Source organism: Microbacterium sp. X-17 (assembly GCF_039615055.1).
In genome coordinates this window covers 927,962-950,252 of record NZ_JBDHNI010000003.1, presented here as the reverse complement: position 1 = coordinate 950,252, position 22,291 = coordinate 927,962, and the positions used below count along the sequence as shown (strand labels likewise).

Annotated in this window: 23 protein-coding genes; 16 read left to right on the top strand and 7 right to left on the bottom strand. The window is 72.3% G+C overall.

Annotated features, from left to right (window positions below):
- Positions 1–46: 46 nt before the first annotated feature.
- From ABCS02_RS18745 to ABCS02_RS18730, 4 genes are all read left to right on the top strand, one after another.
- Positions 47–1,234, top strand: a complete 1,188-nt coding sequence (locus ABCS02_RS18745; RefSeq protein WP_345837177.1) for a sensor histidine kinase — start codon at positions 47–49, stop codon at positions 1,232–1,234.
- Positions 1,231–1,851: a response regulator transcription factor gene (locus ABCS02_RS18740; protein ID WP_345837176.1), complete on the top strand. Its 621-nt coding sequence runs from the start codon at positions 1,231–1,233 to the stop codon at positions 1,849–1,851. Before ABCS02_RS18745 ends, ABCS02_RS18740 begins: the two co-directional genes overlap by 4 nt.
- 90 nt (positions 1,852–1,941) lie before the next feature.
- Complete coding sequence (locus tag ABCS02_RS18735) at positions 1,942–3,057, top strand: hypothetical protein (RefSeq protein ID WP_345837175.1); 1,116 nt, start codon at positions 1,942–1,944, stop codon at positions 3,055–3,057.
- Between the two features lie 84 nt (positions 3,058–3,141).
- The gene (locus ABCS02_RS18730; RefSeq protein WP_345837174.1) at positions 3,142–4,509 is read left to right on the top strand and encodes an NAD(P)/FAD-dependent oxidoreductase; all 1,368 of its coding nucleotides are present in this window, start codon (positions 3,142–3,144) and stop codon (positions 4,507–4,509) included.
- A gap of 471 nt (positions 4,510–4,980) precedes the next feature.
- Here ABCS02_RS18730 and ABCS02_RS18725 read toward each other — a convergent pair whose 3' ends face one another.
- Complete coding sequence (locus ABCS02_RS18725; RefSeq protein WP_345837173.1) at positions 4,981–5,895, bottom strand: aldose 1-epimerase family protein; 915 nt, start codon at positions 5,893–5,895, stop codon at positions 4,981–4,983.
- Between the two features lie 105 nt (positions 5,896–6,000).
- On the opposite strand from ABCS02_RS18725, the gene ABCS02_RS18720 reads away from it, so the two are divergent.
- The 5 genes from ABCS02_RS18720 to ABCS02_RS18700 all read left to right on the top strand — a co-directional run bounded on the left by ABCS02_RS18720 (position 6,001) and on the right by ABCS02_RS18700 (position 10,938).
- The gene (locus tag ABCS02_RS18720; protein ID WP_345837172.1) at positions 6,001–7,719 is read left to right on the top strand and encodes a circularly permuted type 2 ATP-grasp protein; all 1,719 of its coding nucleotides are present in this window, start codon (positions 6,001–6,003) and stop codon (positions 7,717–7,719) included.
- Positions 7,719–8,645, top strand: a complete 927-nt coding sequence (locus ABCS02_RS18715) for an alpha-E domain-containing protein (RefSeq protein WP_345837171.1) — start codon at positions 7,719–7,721, stop codon at positions 8,643–8,645. Before ABCS02_RS18720 ends, ABCS02_RS18715 begins: the two co-directional genes overlap by 1 nt.
- Complete coding sequence (locus ABCS02_RS18710) at positions 8,642–9,484, top strand: transglutaminase family protein (protein ID WP_345837170.1); 843 nt, start codon at positions 8,642–8,644, stop codon at positions 9,482–9,484. The genes ABCS02_RS18715 and ABCS02_RS18710 overlap by 4 nt, the downstream gene beginning before the upstream one ends.
- A gap of 34 nt (positions 9,485–9,518) precedes the next feature.
- Entirely contained in the window at positions 9,519–10,511 is a 993-nt protein-coding gene (locus ABCS02_RS18705) for a D-alanine--D-alanine ligase (RefSeq protein WP_345837169.1), read from the top strand.
- Positions 10,512–10,650: 139 nt separating this feature from the next.
- Positions 10,651–10,938 carry a hypothetical protein gene (locus ABCS02_RS18700; protein ID WP_345837168.1) on the top strand — a complete coding sequence of 96 codons (288 nt, stop codon included), beginning with the start codon at positions 10,651–10,653 and terminating at the stop codon, positions 10,936–10,938.
- 8 nt (positions 10,939–10,946) lie between these two features.
- Here the strand turns inward: ABCS02_RS18700 and ABCS02_RS18695 are convergent, their stop codons facing one another.
- Positions 10,947–12,398 carry a PucR family transcriptional regulator gene (locus ABCS02_RS18695; RefSeq protein WP_345837167.1) on the bottom strand — a complete coding sequence of 484 codons (1,452 nt, stop codon included), beginning with the start codon at positions 12,396–12,398 and terminating at the stop codon, positions 10,947–10,949.
- 94 nt (positions 12,399–12,492) lie between these two features.
- Here ABCS02_RS18695 and gabT point away from each other — a divergent pair, with 94 nt between their 5' ends.
- From gabT to ABCS02_RS18680, 3 genes are all read left to right on the top strand, one after another.
- The gene (gabT, locus tag ABCS02_RS18690) at positions 12,493–13,854 is read left to right on the top strand and encodes a 4-aminobutyrate--2-oxoglutarate transaminase (protein WP_345837166.1); all 1,362 of its coding nucleotides are present in this window, start codon (positions 12,493–12,495) and stop codon (positions 13,852–13,854) included.
- A complete protein-coding gene (locus ABCS02_RS18685; protein ID WP_345837165.1) occupies positions 13,851–15,338 on the top strand; it encodes an NAD-dependent succinate-semialdehyde dehydrogenase in 1,488 nt (495 codons plus the stop codon). Before gabT ends, ABCS02_RS18685 begins: the two co-directional genes overlap by 4 nt.
- A gap of 93 nt (positions 15,339–15,431) precedes the next feature.
- A complete protein-coding gene (locus ABCS02_RS18680; RefSeq protein WP_345837164.1) occupies positions 15,432–16,289 on the top strand; it encodes a universal stress protein in 858 nt (285 codons plus the stop codon).
- A gap of 8 nt (positions 16,290–16,297) precedes the next feature.
- Here the strand turns inward: ABCS02_RS18680 and ABCS02_RS18675 are convergent, their stop codons facing one another.
- The 4 genes from ABCS02_RS18675 to ABCS02_RS18660 form a co-directional block, all read right to left on the bottom strand.
- Positions 16,298–16,687 carry a hypothetical protein gene (locus tag ABCS02_RS18675; protein ID WP_345837163.1) on the bottom strand — a complete coding sequence of 130 codons (390 nt, stop codon included), beginning with the start codon at positions 16,685–16,687 and terminating at the stop codon, positions 16,298–16,300.
- Positions 16,688–16,820: 133 nt separating this feature from the next.
- On the bottom strand, positions 16,821–18,077 hold the full coding sequence (locus ABCS02_RS18670; protein ID WP_345837162.1) for a hypothetical protein: 1,257 nt from the start codon (positions 18,075–18,077) through the stop codon (positions 16,821–16,823).
- Positions 18,078–18,106: 29 nt separating this feature from the next.
- Entirely contained in the window at positions 18,107–18,478 is a 372-nt protein-coding gene (locus ABCS02_RS18665; RefSeq protein WP_345837161.1) for a hypothetical protein, read from the bottom strand.
- Positions 18,460–18,729, bottom strand: coding sequence for a hypothetical protein (locus ABCS02_RS18660; RefSeq protein ID WP_345837160.1), 270 nt, complete (start codon positions 18,727–18,729; stop codon positions 18,460–18,462). The genes ABCS02_RS18665 and ABCS02_RS18660 overlap by 19 nt, the downstream gene beginning before the upstream one ends.
- A gap of 225 nt (positions 18,730–18,954) precedes the next feature.
- Here ABCS02_RS18660 and ABCS02_RS18655 point away from each other — a divergent pair, with 225 nt between their 5' ends.
- Both ABCS02_RS18655 and ABCS02_RS18650 read left to right on the top strand, forming a co-directional pair.
- Positions 18,955–19,863, top strand: a complete 909-nt coding sequence (locus ABCS02_RS18655) for a ZIP family metal transporter (protein ID WP_345837159.1) — start codon at positions 18,955–18,957, stop codon at positions 19,861–19,863.
- 44 nt (positions 19,864–19,907) lie between these two features.
- Positions 19,908–20,369, top strand: coding sequence for a phage tail protein (locus tag ABCS02_RS18650; RefSeq protein WP_345837158.1), 462 nt, complete (start codon positions 19,908–19,910; stop codon positions 20,367–20,369).
- 8 nt (positions 20,370–20,377) lie between these two features.
- Here ABCS02_RS18650 and ABCS02_RS18645 read toward each other — a convergent pair whose 3' ends face one another.
- Entirely contained in the window at positions 20,378–20,611 is a 234-nt protein-coding gene (locus ABCS02_RS18645) for a hypothetical protein (RefSeq protein WP_345837157.1), read from the bottom strand.
- Positions 20,612–20,646: 35 nt separating this feature from the next.
- On the opposite strand from ABCS02_RS18645, the gene ABCS02_RS18640 reads away from it, so the two are divergent.
- Both ABCS02_RS18640 and ABCS02_RS18635 read left to right on the top strand, forming a co-directional pair.
- Entirely contained in the window at positions 20,647–21,342 is a 696-nt protein-coding gene (locus tag ABCS02_RS18640; protein WP_345837156.1) for a PhzF family phenazine biosynthesis protein, read from the top strand.
- Entirely contained in the window at positions 21,339–22,211 is an 873-nt protein-coding gene (locus tag ABCS02_RS18635; protein WP_345837155.1) for a virginiamycin B lyase, read from the top strand. Before ABCS02_RS18640 ends, ABCS02_RS18635 begins: the two co-directional genes overlap by 4 nt.
- Positions 22,212–22,291: the final 80 nt, after the last annotated feature.

Here is a 22,291-nt window from a genome sequence, read left to right as displayed (position 1 = left end):
TCCATTGATGCCGAACCCGGCGCGCGCTTCGTAGGCTGGGCGTGTCATGTCCCACAGCGCCCTCACCCCGGTCTTCGTCGGGCTGCGCGTCGGGCTGCACGTGCTCATCGCGGGACTGCTCGTCCTGGTGCTCGTGCGGCTGCCGGCGCTGCCGCCTCCCGCCGCCGTCGCCGGGCTCGTGCTCGTGCTCCTCTTCGCCGCCGTCTATGTGTCGAGCGCGTTCGTCCGCCGGGTGCCGGAGGCGCGGCGCCGTGCGGCCGCGACCGCCTGGGTGACGGCGCTGGCGCTGATCTGGGTCGGTCTGGTGATCCTCGTGCCGGAGGCCGCGTACCTGTCGTTCCCGCTGTTCTTCCTCTTCCTCCACCTGCTGCCGCGCCGGCTCGGCCCCGTCGCCGTCGTGGTCACGACCGCGATCGCGATCCTGGCGCTCGGCCTCCACCAGGGCTTCTCGGTGGCCGCGGTCATCGGCCCGCTGATCGGCGCCGGCGTCGCCATCCTGCTCGGCCTCGGCTATCGCGCTCTCGCCCAGGAAGCCGCCGAGCGGGAGGCTTTGCTCGCCGAGCTGCTCTCCACCCGCGACCGGCTGGCCGAGACCGAGCGCGAGCAGGGCGCGCTCGCCGAGCGTGCCCGGCTGGCCAGGGAGATCCACGACACCGTCGCGCAGGGCCTCTCCAGCATCCAGCTCCTCCTGCACGCGGCCGAGCGCGCCGACCCCGACCGCCCCGGCATCGAGCACGTCCGCCTGGCGCGGGAGACCGCCGCCGACAGCCTGGCCGAGACCCGCGCCTTCATCCGCGAGCTGACCCCGCCCGCGCTCGACGCCGGGCTGGGGGAGGCCCTGCGGCGGCTGGCCGAGGCCCAGTCCACCCCGGGCGGCCTCCGCGTGGAGGTCGAGACGCCGCCGTCGCTCGACCTCCCGATGGACCTCCAGACCGCCCTGCTGCGCATCGCCCAGGGCGCGCTCGCGAACGTCCGGCAGCACGCCCGCGCGAGCCGCGCGTCGGTGACCGTGCGAGCGGACGGCGACGAGACCGTGCTGGTCGTCGCCGACGACGGCGTGGGCTTCGACCCGACGGTCGCGGCCGGCCCGGGCGGCGCCGACTCGTTCGGCCTCCGCGCCATCGCCGAGCGCGTCGCCCAGCTCGACGGCACCCTCGACGTCGACAGCGCACCCGGGCGGGGCACGCGCCTGACCGTGACCGTGCCCACGAGGGTGACGGGAGGCGACGCATGATCCGCATCGTCATCGCCGACGACCACCCGGTCGTGCGCGCCGGCATCCGCGCGCTGCTCGATGCCGAGGACGACCTGGAGGTGATCCGGGAGGCCGCCACCGCCGACGACGCCGTGCTTTTCGCCGAGCAGCTCGCGCCCGACCTGGTGCTCATGGACCTCCAGTTCGCCGACGGCCCGCGCGGCGCCGAGGCCACCCGCCGCATCCGCGCGCTCGACGCCCCGCCGCACGTGCTCGTGCTGACGAACTACGACACCGACGCCGACATCCTCACCGCGATCGAGGCGGGAGCGAGCGGCTACCTGCTGAAGGACGCCCCGCCGGACGAGCTGGTCGCCGCCGTGCGCGCGGCGGCGGCAGGCGAGAGCGCCCTGGCGCCCGTGATCGCCGCCCGCCTGATGGCCCGCCTGCGCGCCCCGCTGACCAGCCTCTCCACGCGCGAGCTGGAGGTACTGGAGCTCGTGGCAGAGGGCGCCTCCAACACCGACATCGCCGCCCGCCTCCACATCACCGAGGCCACCGTGAAGTCGCACCTGGTCCACATCTTCACGAAGCTCGACGTGGGGTCGCGCACGGCCGCGGTGAGCGCGGCGCGGTCGCTGGGGTTGCTGCGGTGACTCGCATATAGCCGGGCCCCGCCCCTCGGCGTTACATTGTGCCCGACGTCGACCGCGCCCGGTCGCGCGGGAGTGCGGGAGGTGGTCGCGATGAGCACCAGGGATCGGGTCCGGCCGACGTTCGGCGGCCTCAGCGCCCCGGCGCGGCTGACGGTCGAGGGCGCGGGGATCGTGGTCGGCGCCGTCACGTTCGTGCTCGCCGGCGTCGTCGCCCTGCTCGTGTTCTGGGGGAGCAGCCTCCCCATCGCCGGACCGAACTCCGTCGGCCAGTTCGTCGCGATCGCGGCCGGGGTCCTCGCCTTCCTCGCCTACATCGCCGGGCGGCTGTGGCGGCGGGAGGGGCTCACCCCGTTCCAGACCGCGTCCGCACCCGGCGCCCCACCGCACCGCGCGACGGGCGTCGACATCTTCGACACCGTCGCGATCGCGCTGGCCCACGGCATCCTGGCCCTGCTCGGCTGGCTGGTGCTGGGCGCCGTGCTCGCGAACGGGTTCCAGGACGCGACCGTCTACTTCCTCTCCGCGACCGTGCTCGCGGGCGCGGCCACCGGCGTGACCGCGTACGCCGTGTTCCTCTCGGCCGCGGGGATGGACCTGATGCGGCTCTCCACCGTGCTGGCGGCGTTCGCCGTGGTCGGCATCCTCGCCTCCATGCTGAGCGCGCCCGACCCGCACTGGTGGCAGAAGCACCTCAGCGCCCTCGGGATGTCGCAGAGCGTCTCCTCGCTGACGTTCAACCTCACGCTCATCGTGACGGGCGTCATCGTGACCGCGATCGCCCGGTACGCCACGGACGCCCGCGGCATCCTCGACCCCAAGCGGCGGTCGGCCGTGCTGCGGGTGCGCGTCGGGCTCATCCTGATCGGCGTGCTGCTGGCCTGCGTCGGCATCTTCACGCTGAACATCTCGATCCTCCTGCACAACGTGTCGGCGGTCGGGATGGTCCTCGTCTTCGCGCTCGTCGTGTTCTGGGTGCGCGGCGCGCTGCCGACCGCGCCGCAGGCGTTCTTCGTCCTCGGCTACGTCTTCTTCGCCACGATCGTGGCCGTCCTGGTGCTGTTCGCGGTCGGCTACTACGTCCTCACCGCCGCGGAGCTGGTGGCGGGCGTCCTGGTCTTCAGCTGGCTCATCGTCTACCTGCGGATGACCGGCGCCGCGACCGCCGAGGCGCGCAGCGAGCAGAACATACACGTCGTCGAGGGTTGACTCACCTTCTCGACAGCGTGTACATGATGAGGCGTTGCGCGCGCGCCTAGCATCCTCGTGAACCCCGATGGAGGAGTGATAGCCATGAACAGCATCGAACGTGACGTCGTCATCGTCGGCGCTGGAGCCTCCGGTCTCACGGCCGCGACGGAACTGACGAAGGCCGGCCTGAGCGTCGCCGTGCTGGAGGCCCGCGACCGCGTGGGCGGCCGGCTCTGGACGAACGACATCGACGGCGCAACCCTGGAGATCGGCGGCCAGTGGGTCTCGCCCGACCAGGACGCGCTGATCGACACCCTCGCCGAGCTGGGGCTGGAGACCTACTCCCGCTACCGCGAGGGCATCAACATCTACCTCGGCGAGGGCGGCGTGCGCCGCACCTTCGAGGGCGAGATCTTCCCCGTCGCCCCGGCGACCGAGCAGGAGATCGTCGGCCTGATCGAGCGGCTGGACGCGCTCGTCGCCGAGATCGACCCCGACCGGCCGTGGGAGCACCCGCAGGCGAAGGAGCTGGACGAGATCTCGTTCCGCCGCTGGCTGGAGACCCAGACCGACGACGAGGAGGCCCGCCTCAACATCGGCATGTTCATCGCGGGCGCCATGCTCACCAAGCCGGCGCACGCCTTCTCCGCGCTGCAGGCCCTGCTCATGGCCGCCAGCGCCGGCAGCTTCAGCCACCTGGTCGACGCCGACTTCATCCTCGACAAGCGCGTGAAGGGCGGCCTCCAGCAGGTGCCGCTGCTGCTCGCCGAGCGCCTGGGCGACGACGTCCACCTGGACTCCCCGGTGCGCACCCTCCGCTGGGACGACTCCGGTGTGACCGCGATCACCGACGACCTGCAGGTGAAGGCCCGCTTCGCGATCCTGGCCGTGCCCCCGGTGCTGATCAGCCGGATCTCCTACGAGCCGCCGCTGCCGCGCCGCCAGCAGCAGCTCCACCAGCACCTCTCGATGGGCTTCGTCATCAAGGTGCACGCCGTCTACGAGACGCCGTTCTGGCGCGACCTCGGCTACAGCGGCACCGCCTTCAGCCCGTACGAGCTGGTGCACGAGGCGTACGACAACAGCTACGACGGCGACCCGCGCGGCACGCTTGTCGGCTTCGTCTCCGACGAGTCGGCCGACGACGCCTTCCGCCTGAGCCCGGAGGAGCGCAAGGCGCGCATCCTGGAGTCGCTGTCGCACTACTACGGCGTGCAGGCGCTGAGCCCCGTCGTGTACTACGAGAGCGACTGGGGCAGCGAGGAGTGGACCCGCGGCGCCTACGCGGCGAGCTTCGACATGGGCGGCCTGGCGCGCTACGGCGCGGACCTGCGCACGCCGGTCGGCCCGATCCACTTCTCCTGCAGCGACCTGGCGGGCAAGGGCTACCAGCACGTGGACGGCGCGATCCGCGTCGGCCGCGAGACCGCCGCGGCGATCGTGGCGGCGCTGCAGCCCGCCGGCAGCTAGCCGGCGACGGGCTGCTCGCAGCCCCTCCAGACCGCGCGCGGCCAGTCGTGGATGGCCGCGCGCACCAATCCGGCCGGCCGGGCCGCGCACCGTCGTGGGATGCGCGCCCCGGCCGCCGTGACACCGCTAATGCATGCATAGCATCGCGGAAGTCTGTGAAATCTCTCATCGAGCATGTATCGTCTAATCACGAGCACCGTGAAGCATCCGGAGGCTCAGTGGTAGACGGAAGGCTTGAACGGGTACTTGCCTCTGTCGTGACGCCACGCTGCTCCTAGTGCAGCCATCGATGCCCCCAGCCGGGTCGGGTTCCGCTGGGGGCATCACCCGTTAACACGCCACGCGGCGTCCCTACAGTGCTCACGAACAGGGGTCGGAACTCGCCGTTACGCGGGGCTCATAACGGCGTGTCGCGACCCCTCTACGGGCGCTGCGCGCCCAGAAGGCCACGCTGTGTGTCGACGGGCGCGCTCACAGCGCCCGGATCGTCCACCCCGCCGCCGCCGACTCCCCGGGCTCCAGCACGATGAGATCCGTCCCCGAGTTGTACGCGTCCGGCGGGCACGTCATCGGCTCCACCGCCAGTCCCAGCCGGTTCAGTTCCGGCACGTCGCGGTCCGCCGTGTGCACCTGCACCCACGGGCACGCCGCGTCCCAGGTCATCGCGACGCCGGTGCCCTCGGGGGCGAGCAGCGAGACCGTCGCGGTGCCGTCGGCGTCGCGGCGCAGCCCGGTGAAGGCGTGGTCGACGAACGTGTCGGCGATCGGGCGCGCGGCCCGGAAGTCGAACGGGCCGCCCATGACGTCGGCGAGGCCGGCCGGGATCAGCCGGTCCTCGGTCACCGTGAGCACCTTGTCGGCCGGGAGGTCGAGCGTCCAGTCGTCCACGCGGCCCTCGCCCGCCACCAGGTACGGGTGCGGGCCGGTGCCCCACGGCGCGGGCGTCGTGCCGGTGTTGGTGCCGGTGACCGTGGTGTGGAGGCCGTCCTCGTCCAGCTCGAATGCGACCGCGACCTCCACGCGGTGCGGGTAGCCGTCCTGCGCCTCGATCGTCGCGGACAGGGTGACGCTGCTGGGGGAGCGGTCGATGGCGGTGAAGTCGAGCCACGTCGCGAGGCCGTGCAGGGCGTGGCCGCGGCCGGGCTCGGTGAGCGCGAGCTGCCGCTCCGTCCCGTCGAAGGTGTACCGGCCGTCGACGACCCGGTTCGGCCACGGCGCCAGCGTCGCGCCGCGGAACGCCGGCCGCACCTCGTCGGCGGAGAACGGGACGACAAGGGGCCTCCCGTCGAACTCCAGCGTGCGCAGGGAGGCGCCGACCGACGCGATGGTCGCGTGGTAGTCGCCGGCGGTGAGACCGAAGTGGGTGCCGGAGATGGGGATGCTCATCCGCCCATTCTGGTGGCAATCCGTCACCGACCCGAACCGGGAGGTTGTGACGTCCGCGAAACCTGGCGAAATCTGCGGGTAACCGGCGCTCGGTAGCGTCCTGCCATGGGTGATCTGTTCGGCGGGTACGGCACGCAGACCGCTCGGCGCAAGCGCGGCCGGACCACGCCGTTCGACGAGATGTTCGCCGACGTCCGTGGCGCCGTCGCCGAGCGCACCCGGCCCGCCTACCGCGAGCTGTTCGCGGCGCTGGCGGCGCTGACGCAGGAGGAGCTCCGCGGCCGCACCGACGCGCTCGCCAGCTCGTACCTCGCGCAGGGCGTCACGTTCGACTTCGCGGGGGAGGAGCGGCCGTTCCCGCTCGACGCCGTCCCCCGGGTGATCGAGCAGGCCGAGTGGTCGCGGATCGAGTCCGGCGTGAAGCAGCGCGTCCGGGCGCTGGAGGCGTTCCTCAGCGACGTCTACGGCGCGCAGAACGCGGTCCGCGACGGGGTCATCCCGGCCGGCCTGATCACCTCCTCCGCGCACTTCCACCGTGCGGCCGCCGGGGTGGAGAGCGCCAACGGGGTGCGCATCCACGTGTCGGGCATCGACCTGATCCGCGACGAGCAGGGCGGCTGGCGCGTGCTGGAGGACAACGTGCGGGTGCCGAGCGGCGTCTCGTACGTGATCTCCAACCGGCGCGTCATGGCGCAGACCCTCCCCGAGCTGTTCACGTCGATGCGCGTGCGGCCGGTCGGCGACTACCCGTACCGGCTGCTGCAGGCGCTGAAGGCGAGCGCGCCCGGCGGCATGGAGAACCCGAACGTCGTCGTCCTCACCCCCGGCGTCTACAACTCCGCGTACTTCGAGCACACCCTGCTCGCCCGGCTGATGGGGGTGGAGCTGGTGGAGGGCCGCGACCTGTTCTGCTCCGGCGGCACGGTGTGGATGCGCACCACCTCCGGCCCGCAGCGCGTCGACGTGATCTACCGCCGCATCGACGACGACTTCATCGACCCGCTGCAGTTCCGGGTCGACTCGGTGCTCGGGACGCCGGGGCTGATGCTCGCCGCGCGGCTCGGCACGGTGACCATCGCCAACGCGATCGGCAACGGCGTCGCCGACGACAAGCTCGTCTACACCTACCTGCCCGACCTGATCCGGTACTACCTGGCAGAGGAGCCGGTCCTCCCGAACGTCGACACCTGGCGGCTGGAGGAGCCGGACGCCCTGGCGGAGGTGCTCGACCGCCTGGACGAGCTGGTCGTCAAACCAGTCGACGGCTCCGGCGGCAAGGGGCTGGTGATCGGGCCGGACGCCGACCGCAAAGAGCTGGCTCGGCTGCGGGCGCAGCTGCTCGCCGACCCGCGCGGCTGGATCGCGCAGCCGGTCGTGCAGCTCTCCACTATCCCCACGCTCGTGGACGACGGGATGCGGCCGCGGCACGTCGACCTGCGCCCGTTCGCGGTCAACGACGGGCGGGAGGTCTGGGTGCTGCCGGGCGGGCTGACGCGCGTGGCGCTCGCCGAGGGGCAGCTCGTCGTCAACAGCAGCCAGGGCGGCGGGTCGAAGGACACCTGGGTGGTCGGGATGGCGGCGTCCGGCGAGCCGCGCGCCGAGGAGAGGCCGGAGCCCCGGAACGTGCCCGGCCTCGTCGCCGACCAGGCCGCCGCGCCTCCGCTGCCCGCGCCCGATCACTCCCTGGAGGACGCCCCCCGCACCGACCAGCAACAGCAACAACAGCAGCAGCAGCTCGCCGAAGGGCACGTTGTTGTCATTTACGAGCCCCGAAAGCGACAACAACGTGCCCCTCGCACGCCCGGGCGACGGGAGGTGGGGTGATGCTGAGTCGGATCGCGTCCTCCCTGTTCTGGATCGGCCGCTACGTCGAGCGCAGCGACGGCACCGCGCGCATCCTCGACGTGCACCTCCAGCTGCTCCTGGAGGACCCGTGGATCGACGAGGACACCGCCTGCCGCTCGCTGCTCGGCGTGATGGGCTCCGCGACCGTGCCCGGTCCGATCGGGCGGGAGGACGTCCTGCGCCTCCTCGCCGTCGACCGCACGACGCCGGCCTCCATCGCCTACTCGCTTGGCGCGGCGCGCGAGAACGCCCGGCGCGCCAGGGAGATCGTCTCGACCGAGCTGTGGGAGTGCCTCAACACGACCGCCGCGCGGGTGCCGCGCCGGGTGGCCAGCGACAAGGTCCACGAGTTCTTCACCTGGGTGCGCGACCGCACGGCGCTCGCCGTGGGGATCATGGACTCCGGCGCCAGCCGCGACGAGGCCTGGCACTTCTTCACGCTCGGCCGCAGCCTGGAGCGTGCGGACATGACCGCCCGGCTGCTCGCGACCCGCTCGCTGACGGAGGCCAGCGGCCCGAGCTGGACGACCATCCTGCGCTCCTGCGGCGCCTACGAGGCGTACCTGCGCACGTATCGCGGGGTGCCCTCCACCCGGAACGCCGCCGAGTTCCTGCTGCACGACCGGCTGTTCCCGCGCTCGATCCTCTACGCGATCACCCGTGCCGTGGAGAGCCTGCGCGACATCGAGCCCCGGCACGAGCGCGCGGGCGTGTCCGACCGGGCCGTGCGGCTGCTCGGCCAGGTGCAGAGCGAGCTGGAGTTCCGGCCGGTCGCGGAGGTGCTGGACGACCTCCCCGCGCACATGGCCGTCGTCCAGGAGGCGACCAGCGCGGCGACGTCCGCGATCACCCGGCGCTACTTCCCGGAGAGCACGGCGCCGAGCTGGACGGGGGAGCGGGCATGAAGCGGCTGCGGGTGACCCACTCGACCGGTTACCGGTACGGGGCGGAGGTGTCGGCCTCCTACAACGAGGCGCGGATGATGCCGGCCTCCGGCGACGGGCAGCTCGTCCTGCACAGCGCGCTCGACGTGCGACCGGTCTCGTCGCACCACCAGTACACCGACTACTGGGGCACGCGCGTGCTCGCCTTCGACGTGCTGAACCCGCATCGCGAGCTGACGATCACGGCCACGAGCCTGGTGGAGGTCCTGGACGCGCAGCACGCGCCGGACCCGCTCGGCTGGCCGGAGCTGGCCGAGGCGGTCGCGCGGTCGGGGGAGTGCGTGCAGCAGCTCAGGCAGACGCCGCTGACCGAGCCGCCCGCGTCGCTGGTCGCGCTGGCGGCGGAGGCCGGCGCCGCGGGCGATCCGTGCTCCGTCGCGCAGGGCATCGCCGCCGCGGTCGGGGAGGCGATGACCTACGAGAGCGGGGTCACGGGCGTGCGGACCACGGCACGCGAGGCCTGGGAGTCGCGCAGCGGCGTCTGCCAGGACATCGCGCACGTCGCGATCGGGGCGTTGCGTTCGGCCGGCATCCCGGCCCGGTACGTGTCCGGCTACCTGCACCCGAAGGCCGACGCGGCGGTGGGGGAGACGGTGGTCGGCGAGTCGCACGCCTGGGTCGAGTGGTTCTGCGGCGGCTGGCACGGCTACGACCCGACCAACGGCATCCCGATCGGCGACCGGCACGTCCGGGTCGGGCACGGCCGCGACTACGCCGACGTCGCCCCGCTGCGCGGCGTCTACTCCGGAGCCGCCGGCTCCGAGCTGTTCGTCTCCGTCTCCATCACCCGCGAGGCCTGAGGCGGGCGCGGGCGCGCCGGGGTACGGTGGCGGGATGCGGATCGCAGTGCTGTTCGGAGGGTCGAGCGAAGAGCGCGACGTGTCCATCGCGAGTGCGGCGCCGGTGGTGCGCGCGCTGCGCGGCCTCGGGCACGAGGTGCTGGCCGTCGACACGGCCTCCGGCGCCCTCGACGCGGCCGCGGAGGCGCGCGTCCTGACCGGCGCGGTCGGCGTCGCTCCTCCCGAGTCCACCGCCCTCGCGCGCCTGGCCGGCCCCGGGAGCGCGCTGCGGCTGCCCGCTGAGGTCGCCGGCGTCGACCTGGTGTTCCTCGCGCTGCACGGCGGCTCCGGCGAGAACGGCGAGCTTCAGGCCCTCCTGCAGCTCGCCGGCGTCCCGTACACCGGGTCGGGTCCGCTCGGCAGCGGGCTCGCAATGGACAAGGAGCTCACCAAGCGCGTGCTCCTCCAGGCCGGCGTGCGCACGCCCGACTGGGCCCTCGACCCGCTGGAGCCCGGCGCTGCGGCGGCGGAGCTCGGCCTCCCCGTCGTCGTGAAGCCGAACGCGCAGGGCTCGACCGTCGGGCTGAGCATCGTGCGCGACCCGGACGACCTGGACGCCGCGGTCGCGCGCGCGGCCGTCTTCGGCTCCGTGCTCTTCGAGCGCTTCGTGCCGGGGCGCGAGCTGACGGTCGGCGTCCTCGGCGACGAGGCGCTCGCGGTGGGGGAGATCGACGTCGACCCCGATGCCGCGTTCACCTACGGCGACAAGTACCAGCCGGGCGCGGTGGCGGAGACGTTCCCGGCCGACGTGCCGGCCGAGGTCGCCGCCGAGGCCAGGGCGGCGGCGCTGACCGCACACCGGGCGTTGCGGCTCTCCGGCTACAGCCGCACCGACTTCCGGCTCGACCGCGAGGGGGTGCTCTGGACGATCGAGGTCAACTCGCTGCCCGGCCTGACCGCGACCAGCCTGCTCCCGCAGTCCGCCGCGGCCGTCGGCATCGGCTACGCCGACCTCTGCCGCCGGATCGTCGACCTCGCCGTCCGCTGACCGCCATCCAACTGACGGGACACGCCGCCTGCGCCGCCCGTGACACGGCGTGTCCTGTCAGTTCGTTCGTTACCTGAACGACCGATAACGATCGGCCCGGCGGGGTTGCCCGGCGCATCCCGTGGGTTTGAATGGGACCATGCGCAGTGTCGGTTGGTCGTTGTTCGGGTTCGCGTTCGTCGTGGCGGCGGTCGCTCTGGGCGCCCTGACCACGCCGGCTGTCGACCACGGCCTCGCGACGGTCGCCGTCGGGCACCACATGGGCTTCACCCGCCGTCAGTGGGTGGACCTCGCGATCGCCGCGCTGTTCTTCATCGCCGCAGCGGCGGCGGCGGGAGCGCTGGTCGTCACGCGGATCCGCGCCGCCAAGCACATAACGACGGACGCGGTGCTCGCCCCCGACGCGCTGGTGCCGGTCGACCGCTAGCGTCGTCCCTACTCCGCCGCACGCAGCGCGGCGTAGAGGTCCGCGCGCGCCGCGAAGCCGCCGAGGTCGCGACCGAGCAGCCGCTCGGCGTCCGCGACGCGCGCCCGCAGCGTGTGCCGGTGCATCCCGAGCCGCCGCGCGGCCACGTCGTAGACCCCGTCCGCGTCGAGCCAGGTGCGGAGGATGCCGGGCAGCGCCGGGTCGGCCTCCGCGAGCGGCGCGAGGGCGGTCGCTGCGACCGCGCGCGCGTCCGGCGTCTGGAGCAGGGCGAGCATCCCGGCCGCCGCCACGTCGTCGAACGACGGCACCCGGTCGTCCCTGGTCGACCGGCGGGCGGCGACGCCGGCCTGCGTCACGCCCGAGGTCAGCGCCCCGAACGTCACGGGCGCCGACGACCCGCCGCGCAGCTCGAACCGCTCGGCCAGCTCGGCGATCGCCTCGGGCGAGGACCCGAGCACCACCAGGTCCTGCCCGTCGCGGGCGAAGAACCCGTCACCGCCGGCCTCCAGCCAGTCCGCCGCGGCGGCGACCGCTGCCCCGTGCAAGACGGTCACGCGCGCGGGCTGCTCCGGCAGCGCGCCGAGCACCGGCTCGGCGACCGCCTCCGCCAGCGCGGCGTCGCCGGCCAGCAGCGCCCGCCACACCGCCGTGCGGAGGCGCGCCCGCGCCGCGTCGGTGGCCCGGCTCTGCTCCAGCGCGAGCCCGGCGAGCGCGACGACGCCCGTCACCACCTGCTGCGCCGCCTGGTCGAGCCCCTCCGACCCGATCGCGAGAACGCCGCGCAGCCGTCCCGCCGCGCCGAGCGTCTGCAGGGAGAACGGCCCGGCCTCCGTCTCCGCCGTCCCCGCCGCCCGGCGCCGGCTGCGCAGCAACGGCTCGGCCGCGTCGATCAGCACCGCCCGCGCCGCCGCGTCCAGCGCTCCCGCCGGCGCGAGCCGGTCCAGTGTCCCGTCCGCCCCGATCAGCGCCACCGGCCGGTCGATCTGGCGCGCCAGCTCCGCGAGCACCGCGCCGAGCGCGTCCGGCCGCAGCGCCGCGAGCGAGATCGCCCGGGAGGCCCGCAGTGCCCAGGTGTTGCGCGCGTACGCGTCGGCGGCCAGCCGGTCGGCCACGAACCGCGCCACCGCGATGAACGGCGTCCGGTACGGCACCTCGAACAGCGGGAGGCCGTGCCGCGCGCACGCCGCCAGCAGCGCCTCAGGGGTGTCGCGCACCACCTCCGTGCCGAACCCCAGCCCGGCGATCCCGTGCTCGACCAGCCGGGACACGTACGGGTCGACGTCGTCCGGCGTCCCCGTCACGAGCAGCACCTGCCCGGGCGACAGGAACGGCGTCGGGTCGGGGAGGTCGGAGCTGTGCGCCCACGACAGCGGCACGTCCAGTTCGCCGACATCGCCCGCGGTGAGCAGGTGGAGGCCGAGCTCGGGCCGGGCGAGCAGCTGGGCGAGGGTCGCGGGCATCGGAGCACTCCATCCGCCAGGGTGTCGATTCCTGACGTTCGAATTGTACGGCCCGTCCAGGCGCGGGACACGCCCCGCTCCCTACGATGCCGCCATGACCATCGTTACTCCCGCCTCCGCAACACTCGTCGGCGGACCCTCGCTCCCGCAGGAGCGCCGGCTCGTCACCCCCATCCCCGGCCCCGAGTCGCGCAAGCGCGCCGAGCGCAAGGCGCAGGCCGTCGCCGCCGGCGTGGGCGCCACCATCCCCGTGTTCACCGTCGCAGCCGGCGGGGGTGTGCTCGTCGACGTCGACGGCAACTCCCTCATCGACTTCGGCTCCGGCATCGCCGTCACCGGCGTGGGCAACGCCGCCCCGCGCGTCGTCGAGGCCGTGACCGCGCAGGTCGCCGCCTTCACGCACACCTGCTTCACCGTCGCGCCGTACGACTCCTACGTGGAGGTCGCGGAGGCGCTCAACCGGCTCACCCCCGGCGACTTCGCCAAGCGCAGCGCCCTGTTCAACTCCGGTGCGGAGGCCGTGGAGAACGCGGTCAAGATCGCCCGCCACTACACGGGCAAGCAGGCCGTCGTCGCGTTCGACCACGCCTACCACGGCCGCACGAACCTCACGATGGGCCTCACCGCCAAGAACCAGCCGTACAAGAACGGCTTCGGGCCGTTCGCGCCCGAGATCTACCGCGCACCGCTCAGCTACCCGCTGCGCGACGGCGGCCTCTCCGGCGCCGAGGCGGCGAAGCGCGCGATCACCCTGATCGAGAAGCAGATCGGCGCCTCCAACCTCGCCGCGATCATCATCGAGCCCATCCAGGGCGAGGGCGGCTTCATCGTCCCGGCCGACGGCTTCCTCCCGGCCCTCCAGGAGTGGGCGAACGCGAACGGCGTCGTCTTCATCGCCGACGAGGTGCAGACCGGCTTCGCCCGCACCGGCACCATGTTCGCCTCCGAGCAGTTCGGCATCGAGCCCGACCTGATCGTCACCGCCAAGGGCATCGCCGGCGGCCTCCCGCTGTCCGCTGTCACCGGCCGCGCCGAGATCATGGACGCCCCGCAGGTCGGCGGCCTCGGCGGCACCTACGGCGGCAACCCGCTCGCCTGCGTGGCCGCGCTCGCCGCGATCGAGACCTACGAGCAGGAGGACCTGGCCGCGCGCGCCCGCGCCATCGGCGAGATCCTCTTCGAGAAGCTCGGCGCCCTCCGCGCCGCCGATCCGCGCGTCGCCGAGGTGCGCGGTCGCGGGGCCATGGTCGCCATCGAGCTGGTCGACCCGGAGACCGGCGAGCCCGACGCCGCGCTGACCGCCAAGGTCGCCGCCGCCGCGCACGCGGCCGGCGTCGTGCTGCTCACCTGCGGCACCTACGGCAACGTGATCCGCTTCCTCCCGCCGCTCAGCATCCCGGACCACCTCCTCATCGAGGGGCTGGACGTCGTCGCGGAGGCGGTGGCCAACGCATGAGCGCCGTCGACACCGTGACCACCGAGTTCACCGCGGCCGAGGCCGACCTCCTGGCCCGCGTCCCCGACGGCTTCTTCATCGGGGGCGTCTGGGAGCAGGGAACCCGCCCGCAGATCCAGGTGCAGGACCCGGCGACCGGCCGCGTCATCAAGCGCATCGCCAATGCGACGCCGGAGGACGGCATCCGCGCCCTCGACGCCGCCGTGGCCGCTCAGGACGCGTGGGCCGCGACGCCACCGCGCACCCGCGCCGAGATCCTGCGCCGCGCGTTCGACCTGCTGCAGGAGCGTCGCGAGGACTTCGCGCTGCTGATGACGCTGGAGATGGGCAAGCCGCTGGCCGAGGCCAACGGCGAGGTCACCTACGGCGGCGAGTTCCTGCGCTGGTTCTCCGAGGAGGCCGTGCGTATCGCCGGGCGCTACGGGCAGAACCCGGAGGGCACCGGCACGATGGTCGTCTCGCAGCGACCGGTGGGGCCGAGCTTCTTCATTACGCCGTGGAACTTCCCGCTCGCGATGGCGACGCGCAAGATCGCCCCCGCGCTCGCGGCGGGCTGCACCGTAGTGGTGAAGCCGGCCGAGCTGACCCCGCTGACCACGCTGTTCTTCGCGCAGCTGCTCGCCGACGCGGGCGTTCCCGCCGGTGTGGTGAACGTCGTCCAGACGAACACCTCCGGCGCCGTCTCCGCCCCGATCATCGCCGACCCGCGGCTGCGCAAGCTGTCGTTCACGGGCTCCACGCCGGTCGGTCGCGCCCTGCTCGCGCAGGCCGGCCAGAACGTCCTGCGCACGTCGATGGAGCTCGGCGGCAACGCCCCGTTCGTCGTCTTCGAGGACGCCGACCTGGACAAGGCCGTCGAGGGCGCAATGCTCGCGAAGTTCCGCAACATCGGCCAAGCCTGCACCGCCGCGAACCGCTTCATCGTGCACGAGGACGTCGCGGAGGAGTTCGCCCGCCGCGTCACGGAGAAGGTCGACGCCATGAAGATCGGCCCAGGCACCGAGCCCGGCGTCACCATCGGCCCGCTCATCGACGACCGCGCGGTCGCCTCGATGAAGTCGCTGGTGGACGACGCCGTCTCCCGCGGCGCGCGCGTCCTGAGCGGCGGCAAGGCCCCCGAGGGCGACGGCTTCTTCTTCGAGCCGACCGTGCTCGTGGACGTGCAGCCCGGCAGCGAGATCCTCCGCGAGGAGATCTTCGGCCCGATCCTCGCGATCACGACGTTCTCCACCGAGGAGGAGGCCGTGGCGCGCGCGAACGAGACCGAGTACGGCCTGGTCGGCTACGTGTTCACGCAGGACCTCGCGCGCGGCCAGCGCATGATCGACCGCGTCGACACCGGGATGATGGGCCTCAACACCGGACTCGTCTCCAACGCCGCGGCGCCCTTCGGCGGCGTCAAGCAGTCGGGCCTCGGCCGCGAGGGCGGGCTCGAAGGCATCCACGAGTACCTGAGCACGAAGTACACGCTCATCCCCGCCTGACCCGGCGGCACGGGCGGCCCGCCCCACCCCGGCGGGCCGCCCGACCCAGCACCACCCCAACCTCCGCACCACCCGAGCCGGAAGAAGCAGACCATGACCACCACCCAGCGCATCCTCGTCGGATACGAGGCCACCCCGTCCGGAGACGACGCCCTCGCCGCCGGCGCCGCGCTGGCCGCCTCCTTCGGGGCGGACCTCGACGTGGTCCTGGTCCTGCCGGACACCTCCCGGCGCGGAAACGTGCCGAACGACCCGGCCTACGACGCCCTCCTGCGCGACACCGCGGAGGGCTGGCTGGCGGACGCGCGCACTCGCGTCCCGTCGTCGGTCGCCTTCAGCGGGCGGGTCGTCTTCGGCGACTCGCTCGCCGAGGGCCTGCTCACCGCCGCGGAGGAGCTCGGCGCGACCCTGATCGTGGTCGGCGCCGCGCGCGGCGGCCTCCTCGGCCGCTTCACCGTCGGTTCGGTCGCGGGCGCGCTGCTGCACGCCTCGCCGGTCCCGGTGCTGCTGGCGCCCGAGGGCTGGCGCGAGCACGCGCCGCAGCTCACGCGCGTCACCAGCATGGTCGGCACCCGCGCGGGAGCGGCGGACGTGCTGACGACCGGCGAACGCCTCTCTGCCGCCGCCGGCGTCCCGCTGCGGCTGGTCTCGCTGCTCGCCCTCGACCTCCCCGGCGACACGGCCGCCCCCAAGCAAAGCGTCGGAGAGCACCACGCCGCCGCGGTGCTGGAGGAGGCCAGCGCGGCGACCGGCGTCGTCGCGACCGCGGTCGTGGCGAAGGGCGACAACATCCAGAACGCCGTGGCCCGCCTCGACTGGGAGCCCGGCGAGCTCGTCGTCGTCGGCTCCAGCCGCCTCGCGCAGCCCAGCCGCCTGTTCCTCGGCTCGACCGCGGCCGCCATGCTGCGTGAGCTGCCGGTGCCGATGGTCGTGGTGCCGCGGACGGAGTGAGGCGTCCCCTACTGAAAGAGGGTGCTGAGGATCACGGTTCGACCATCGGTCGCGACGTAGACGTTGCTCACAAAACGTCCCTGCGAGAAGCGCTCGTCCAGCTCGCGTGAGTTGAGCACCTGTCCGGCCGGGATCGCCCCGCGCAACTGGGATGAGAAGTCCTCGGGCAGAGGAAGCTCAGACGCCGACGCCGCCTTCAGCAGTCCGGCGTGCGTCGCTTCCGGGAGTTCCACGATCGCGTCGATCCAGTATGTGCTCGGCCCCGGCACGCGAGGGTCGCCCATCGTGCCGGACATCCACGTCGCAGCCTCCGCATCGCTGAGCTGCGGAAACCTCGATGTCAGTGGTTCGAGCTCGTGCCGCACCTCGCCTGTGCCGTCTTTCGTGGCCGATTGCATAGTGGTTCCTCCTCGTGAATTCCCATCGCCCGGCGGCTGGGGAGTGCAGGCGCTCAGGACGAGCGCGACGCCGAGAGCGGGTGCTGCCAGAAGCCCATGGGCGGAGACGCGTCGTCTCACTGCGCCCTCGCCATCAGCGATCGCCTTCCGGCGTGGCTGGAAAAGTCACCTTCACGGATTTCGGATCGCCCACTGTCCACGTCACGGTTCGGACGACCTCACCGGTGGTCTCAAAAGGTCGTGCCCAGCCCACCTCCGTGAATCTGCCGTTCTCGTCGTCTGACTCTCCCGATGCGATGTCCGCCTGCCCGCGGTTGAAGTTGTAGTAGTCCTCGGCATGAACCGTCACGGTCATCGTGGCTCGATCTCCGGTCACCGCGACGTCCGCACTCGTCCACTGATGGTAGCCACCGATCGCTTTCTGCCAATTCTCGGTGTCCGGGTACGCGCCGGCGGGCCCGGCATTCCCAGTGATCGAGAAGGACGTGCGCCCGTCAGCGGCGAAAGCGTCGGCGGAGAGTCGGGCGACAGTGATCGCGTCGTCGATGTTGCCGGCGATCGCCGGATCGTCGCGGTAGGCCTTCTCGAAGTCGATGACGAAGGGATCGCCGGTGTTCGACCAGTAATGCTCGTACGTCGCGAGCGCATCGGCGAGCTCCCGACCCCTCAACAACCGCCCACCTCTCATCATGGCTTTCCACTTCATCGAGCTCGCGTGATCCCCGAGCGTCGGAGCATCCGAGTTGTAGACGAAGTCCTCATCCCACTGGATGCGGGGTCGCTTGGGCGGACCGAGCGAGAAGCCGTGCTGGTCCGCAGCGGCCTGGCTCTTCATGCCCGCCTTCGTCATCGACGGAACCGTCGCGGTATCCGACGCCGCCGAAGCCTGCTGGAAGAGCCCGCTGGTCGCCGCATCGAACTGGAACAGTGCGGAGAGCCGGTCTTCCAGGCCGCGAACGGTTCGATCGAGCTGGTCCAGGACCAGCTCCAGCTGGCGATTCAGCAGCTGCAGCGATTCGCTCACGAGCGGCACCGCGGACATCGCACCGGCGGCGGCGGAGTTGACCTCGATCAGGTCCTCCGTCGCAGCTTTCATCGCCCGGCTCGCCTGCAACTGCACGTTCAGCTCGTCTTCGTGCAGCGCCCCGAACGGGTTGACCTTCGCATCCTCCCGCTGATACACGTCCAGGTCTCGCTGGAGCGAATCGAGGAGGTCCCGATGCTCCGCGATGGCCGATCCGACCTGCTCCTCGAACAGCACCCGGGCTGCGGCGTATCCCTTGCCCGAGAGGTCTCCGCCGTCCAGGGATCCGATCGCATGGGCGTTCGCGCTGTCGATCTCCGTCAGCACGGTCTGACCGTGCGCGAGGTTCTTCGTGAGGGCGGTCATCACCCTGCTGGAGTCATCCGGACGGTAGATCAATCCCACGGCAGTCGGCTCCGCTCGTCTCTCAGGCGCTCGATCTCAGCCTCACCGTCGACGCGGATCGTGCGCGACGCCTCACCGGACAGCTCGGACTGCTCGCGGGCGAGCCTCTCGGCGTAGGCGCCGAGTTCACGCAGCGCCGCGAGGTCGTGCTGCACGCCATAGTTCTCCGTCCCGACCGCATGCCCGGATTCTTCGAAACGGTCGACGTTCTCCCGCATCACCTGCCGGAACGTCGCCCACCTCTCGTCGAGCTGACGAAGCGCGTTCAGGTCCTCGTCGACCTGATTCTCGTGAGCTGCGATCCGCCGATCGCACTCCGCTCGGGCGCTCGCATTCCGGTCAGTCATTGCTCCCACGTCCACGTTCCCGCGTCGTGAGCGTCGCGCTCCTCGATCACCGACGCCAGCCCCGTCACTCTGCCCGACTGATCCTGCAGTGAAGACACCAGGTCGGAAAGACGGATCAAGACCTGATTCGCAACGGCGGCACCGGCCGCCATGCTTCCGACGTTGCTCGCTCCAGCGCTCGCGAGCCGGCCAGGCGGATCGACCTGCACGACGGAAAATCGCGAAACCGCATCCTGCGCGGCATCCGCACTCGAAGAAACCCTCACTGACTCACCTCACTGCCACAACGCCCGGAGACGATGACTAGCCTACATACATCGTTACGACTGTGATGCCAGATTTTTGAAGAGTCACGTCGCGGACGTGGTGCCGCGGACGGAGTGATCCTGCGACTCCTCACAGTTGATTCTGTGTAAGGGGAGGCTTACCTTACAATCGAATGCGGCCGGAGCCCGCCGGTTCGATGTCAACAGCCTCCTCAAAGGATCTTCATGCCTCCCATGGGTGTCGCCGCTCTCGGCGCCGTCGCCGGTCTCACGATCTTCCTCGGCCTCCCGATCGGTCGTCTGCGCTCGAACGCGGTCGGCCTGAAGGCCGCGCTCAACGCCCTCGCGACCGGCATCCTGATCTTCCTGCTCTGGGACGTCCTCTCGCAGGCGTGGGAGCCGGTCGACAAGGCGCTCTCGTCGCACCAGCTCGGGCCCGCGGTCGGGCAGGGGCTCCTGATGGCCGCGTGCATCGGCGTCGGGCTGCTCAGCCTCACCTACATGGACCGCTACATGAAGCGGCGCGCGCTGGCGCTGGCGTCGCCGATCCGGCCCCCGGCGGCCCCGGACGGCCACGGACCCCAGGCCGGCTCGCACCACCCGCACGGCGCAGGCACGGGCCCGGCCGTCGGCACCGCGACCGGCGTCGCCATCGTCGCCGCCACCGAGGTGGAGTCCCGCGCGGGCGCCCGCCGCCTGGCGCTCACCATCGCGATCGGCATCGGCCTGCACAACTTCGCCGAGGGACTCGCGATCGGCACCGCCGCCGCGCAGGGCGAGCTCGCGTTCGCCGTACTGCTCATTGTCGGCTTCGGCCTCCACAACGCCACCGAGGGCTTCGGGATCGTCGCCCCGCTCAGCGGCACCCGCCCGTCCTGGGGCTACCTGGCCCTGCTCGGCCTGATCGGCGGCGGCCCGACCTTCCTCGGCACGGTCATCGGCCAGGCGTTCAGCAGCGACATCGTCTCCATCGCGTTCCTGGGGCTCGCCGCCGGCTCCATCCTCTACGTCGTCATCGAGCTGCTGGCCGTTGCCCGCCGCACCGGGATGAAGACCCTGGTCGCGTGGTGCATCTTCGCCGGGATCGTCGCCGGCTTCGCGACCGACGCGATCGTCACCTTCGCCGGGGCCTGACACCCGCCAGTAGGGTGGTGGGAGAGCCGAGCAGGGAGGGCCGCATGCGCCAGGTCGTGGATTTCGTCACCGTCTCGACAGAGGGACTGGAGTCGAGCCCCGTCGCACCCGCGCTCGCCGGACTGCGCGCCAACGAGTCCCGCTACTTCAAGAACAAGTACGACCTCGACTTCGCGACGGCCCCCGCCGCCGAGGAGCAGGAGGCCCTCGGCTGGGTGAGCCGCATCCTCGCCGACGAGCGCGGCATCGTGATCGCCTCGCCCGCCCTGGATGTCACGTCGTTCGAGGTCGACGGCATCCGGATGGCCTACGTCTTCTACGAGTCCGGCCTGTCGATCAACGTCATGTACACGATCGACGACGCGGGCAAGCGCGCGGTCGGATTCAAGCTGTCCGACGGCATGGAGGTGCCGGAGGAGCTGGCGAACTTCAAGTTCGCGCGGCAGAAGTCCCGCCTCGCCGGGACGATCCGGGGCTCGTACTTCGTCATCAAGGGCACGTACTAGCCGAGCGCTCACGCCAGCGGGGTGACCTCCGCCGCCAGCTCCCGTTTGACGTCATGCTCGATGAGCACCGGGATGAAGTCGCGCACGGGCGCGCCGGTGTAGTCGAGGTGGTGCTGGTGCACGAGGTCGACGATGCGGTCCCTGGGGACCTTCGGGAAACGCTCCGCGAGCCGGTCGACGGCGTGGCCGATGGCGACCTCTTCGTCGTTGGGGGCGGCGGGGATGGCGGCCTCGTCACTCATGGCGCGATTATGCACCGCATGCCAGGGTGGAGGCTATGGATGAAATCGAGGTAGTGGTCCTTCGCGTCTTCACCGACGAGCGCGGCGCGAACGGAAACGAGCTGGGCATCGTCACCAGCTCGCCGGCGACGGCCGGGCGGGAGCAGGACATCGCGGCGGCGCTCGGGTTCAGCGAGACGGTCTTCGTCGACGCGCTGGACTCCGCGGGCGGCATCGCGACGATCCGCATCTTCACGCCCGCGTCGGAGCTCCCGTTCGCCGGCCACCCGAGCGTCGGGACCGCCTGGTGGCTCGCCCACGAGCGCACGCCGGTCGGCGCCCTCGCCGAGAAGGCCGGGGACGTCGCGGTCTCCGTCGACCTCGACGGCGACTGGGCCGCGATCGACGCCCGCGCCGCCTGGACCCCCGACTTCACCTGGCTGCCGTTGGACTCCCCGGAGGCGGTGGAGGCGCTCGACCCGTTCGCGTTCACCGAGGGTCAGCACTACGCGTATGCGTGGATCGACGAGGAGGCCGGATCGCTGCGCGCCCGCATGTTCGCCCCCGCGATGGGCATCGTGGAGGACGAGGCCACCGGCGCCGCGGCCGTCGCCCTCACCGCGAAGCTCGGCCGCGGCCTGCGCATCCTGCAGGGGGAGGGCTCCGAGCTGGCCACCGAGCCGCTCGCCGACGGCCTCGTCCGCGTGGGCGGGACCGTGGTGTACGACCGCACCATCGACGCGACGCTGTGAGCGCGGAGGTCGAGCTGATCCCGGTCGGGGAGCCGGGCGAAGGACCCTACGGCATCGCCGCCACCGACGACGGCGCTGTGTGGTTCACGCTCGTCCACGGCGCCGCGGTCGGCCGCCGCGACCCGGACGGCACGCTCACCCGGCTCGACCTGGGCGCGGGCGCGCAGCCGTCCGTCGTCGCCGCAGCGAACGCCTCGGACGTGTGGGTGACCGACACGACGGGAGGGCGGCTGCTGCTGCTCGGGCCGGGCCCGCGCATCCTGGCCGAGGTCGCCGTGCCGACCCCCGGCGCGCAGCCGTTCGGCGTCGCCGCCGTCTACGACGGAACCACCTGGTTCACGGAGCTCGCCGCCGACGCGCTCGGACGGGTCGGGGTGCTCGGCCGGGTGGACGAGTTCCCGGTCGGCCGCGAGGACGTCATGCCCTCGATGATCGCGGCCTCCGGCGACTCGCTCTGGTTCACCATGAACGCGATCGACGCCCTCGGCCACGTGCGCGGCGGCGACGCCGCCGTGGCCGTCACCGAACTCCCGGCCGGCTCCGCCCCGGTCGGGATCACGATCGCCGAGGACGGCGCGGTCTGGGCCGCCCTGATCGGAGCGGACGCCTTGGCCCGCCTCGGCCGCGACGGCACGCTCACCCTCCACCCGCTCGGCGCCGCCGCCAAGCCGCACGCGGTCGCGCCCGACGCGACGGGAGGCGTGTGGGCCTCCCTCTGGGGAGCCGACGCCCTGGCCCACGTCACCGCCGCCGGCGAGGTCGCCCGCGTGCCCCTCCCGCCCGCCTCCGAACCGCACGGCATCGCCGTCGCCTCCGACGGCACCGTCTGGTCCGCCCTGGAGTCCGGCGCCCTGGCCCACCACCCCTGACCCCGACCCCCACCGTCGGCAACGGAGGACATCCGGCCGATACGCCCCCTGATCTCCTCCGCTACCTGCCATCCGGCCCC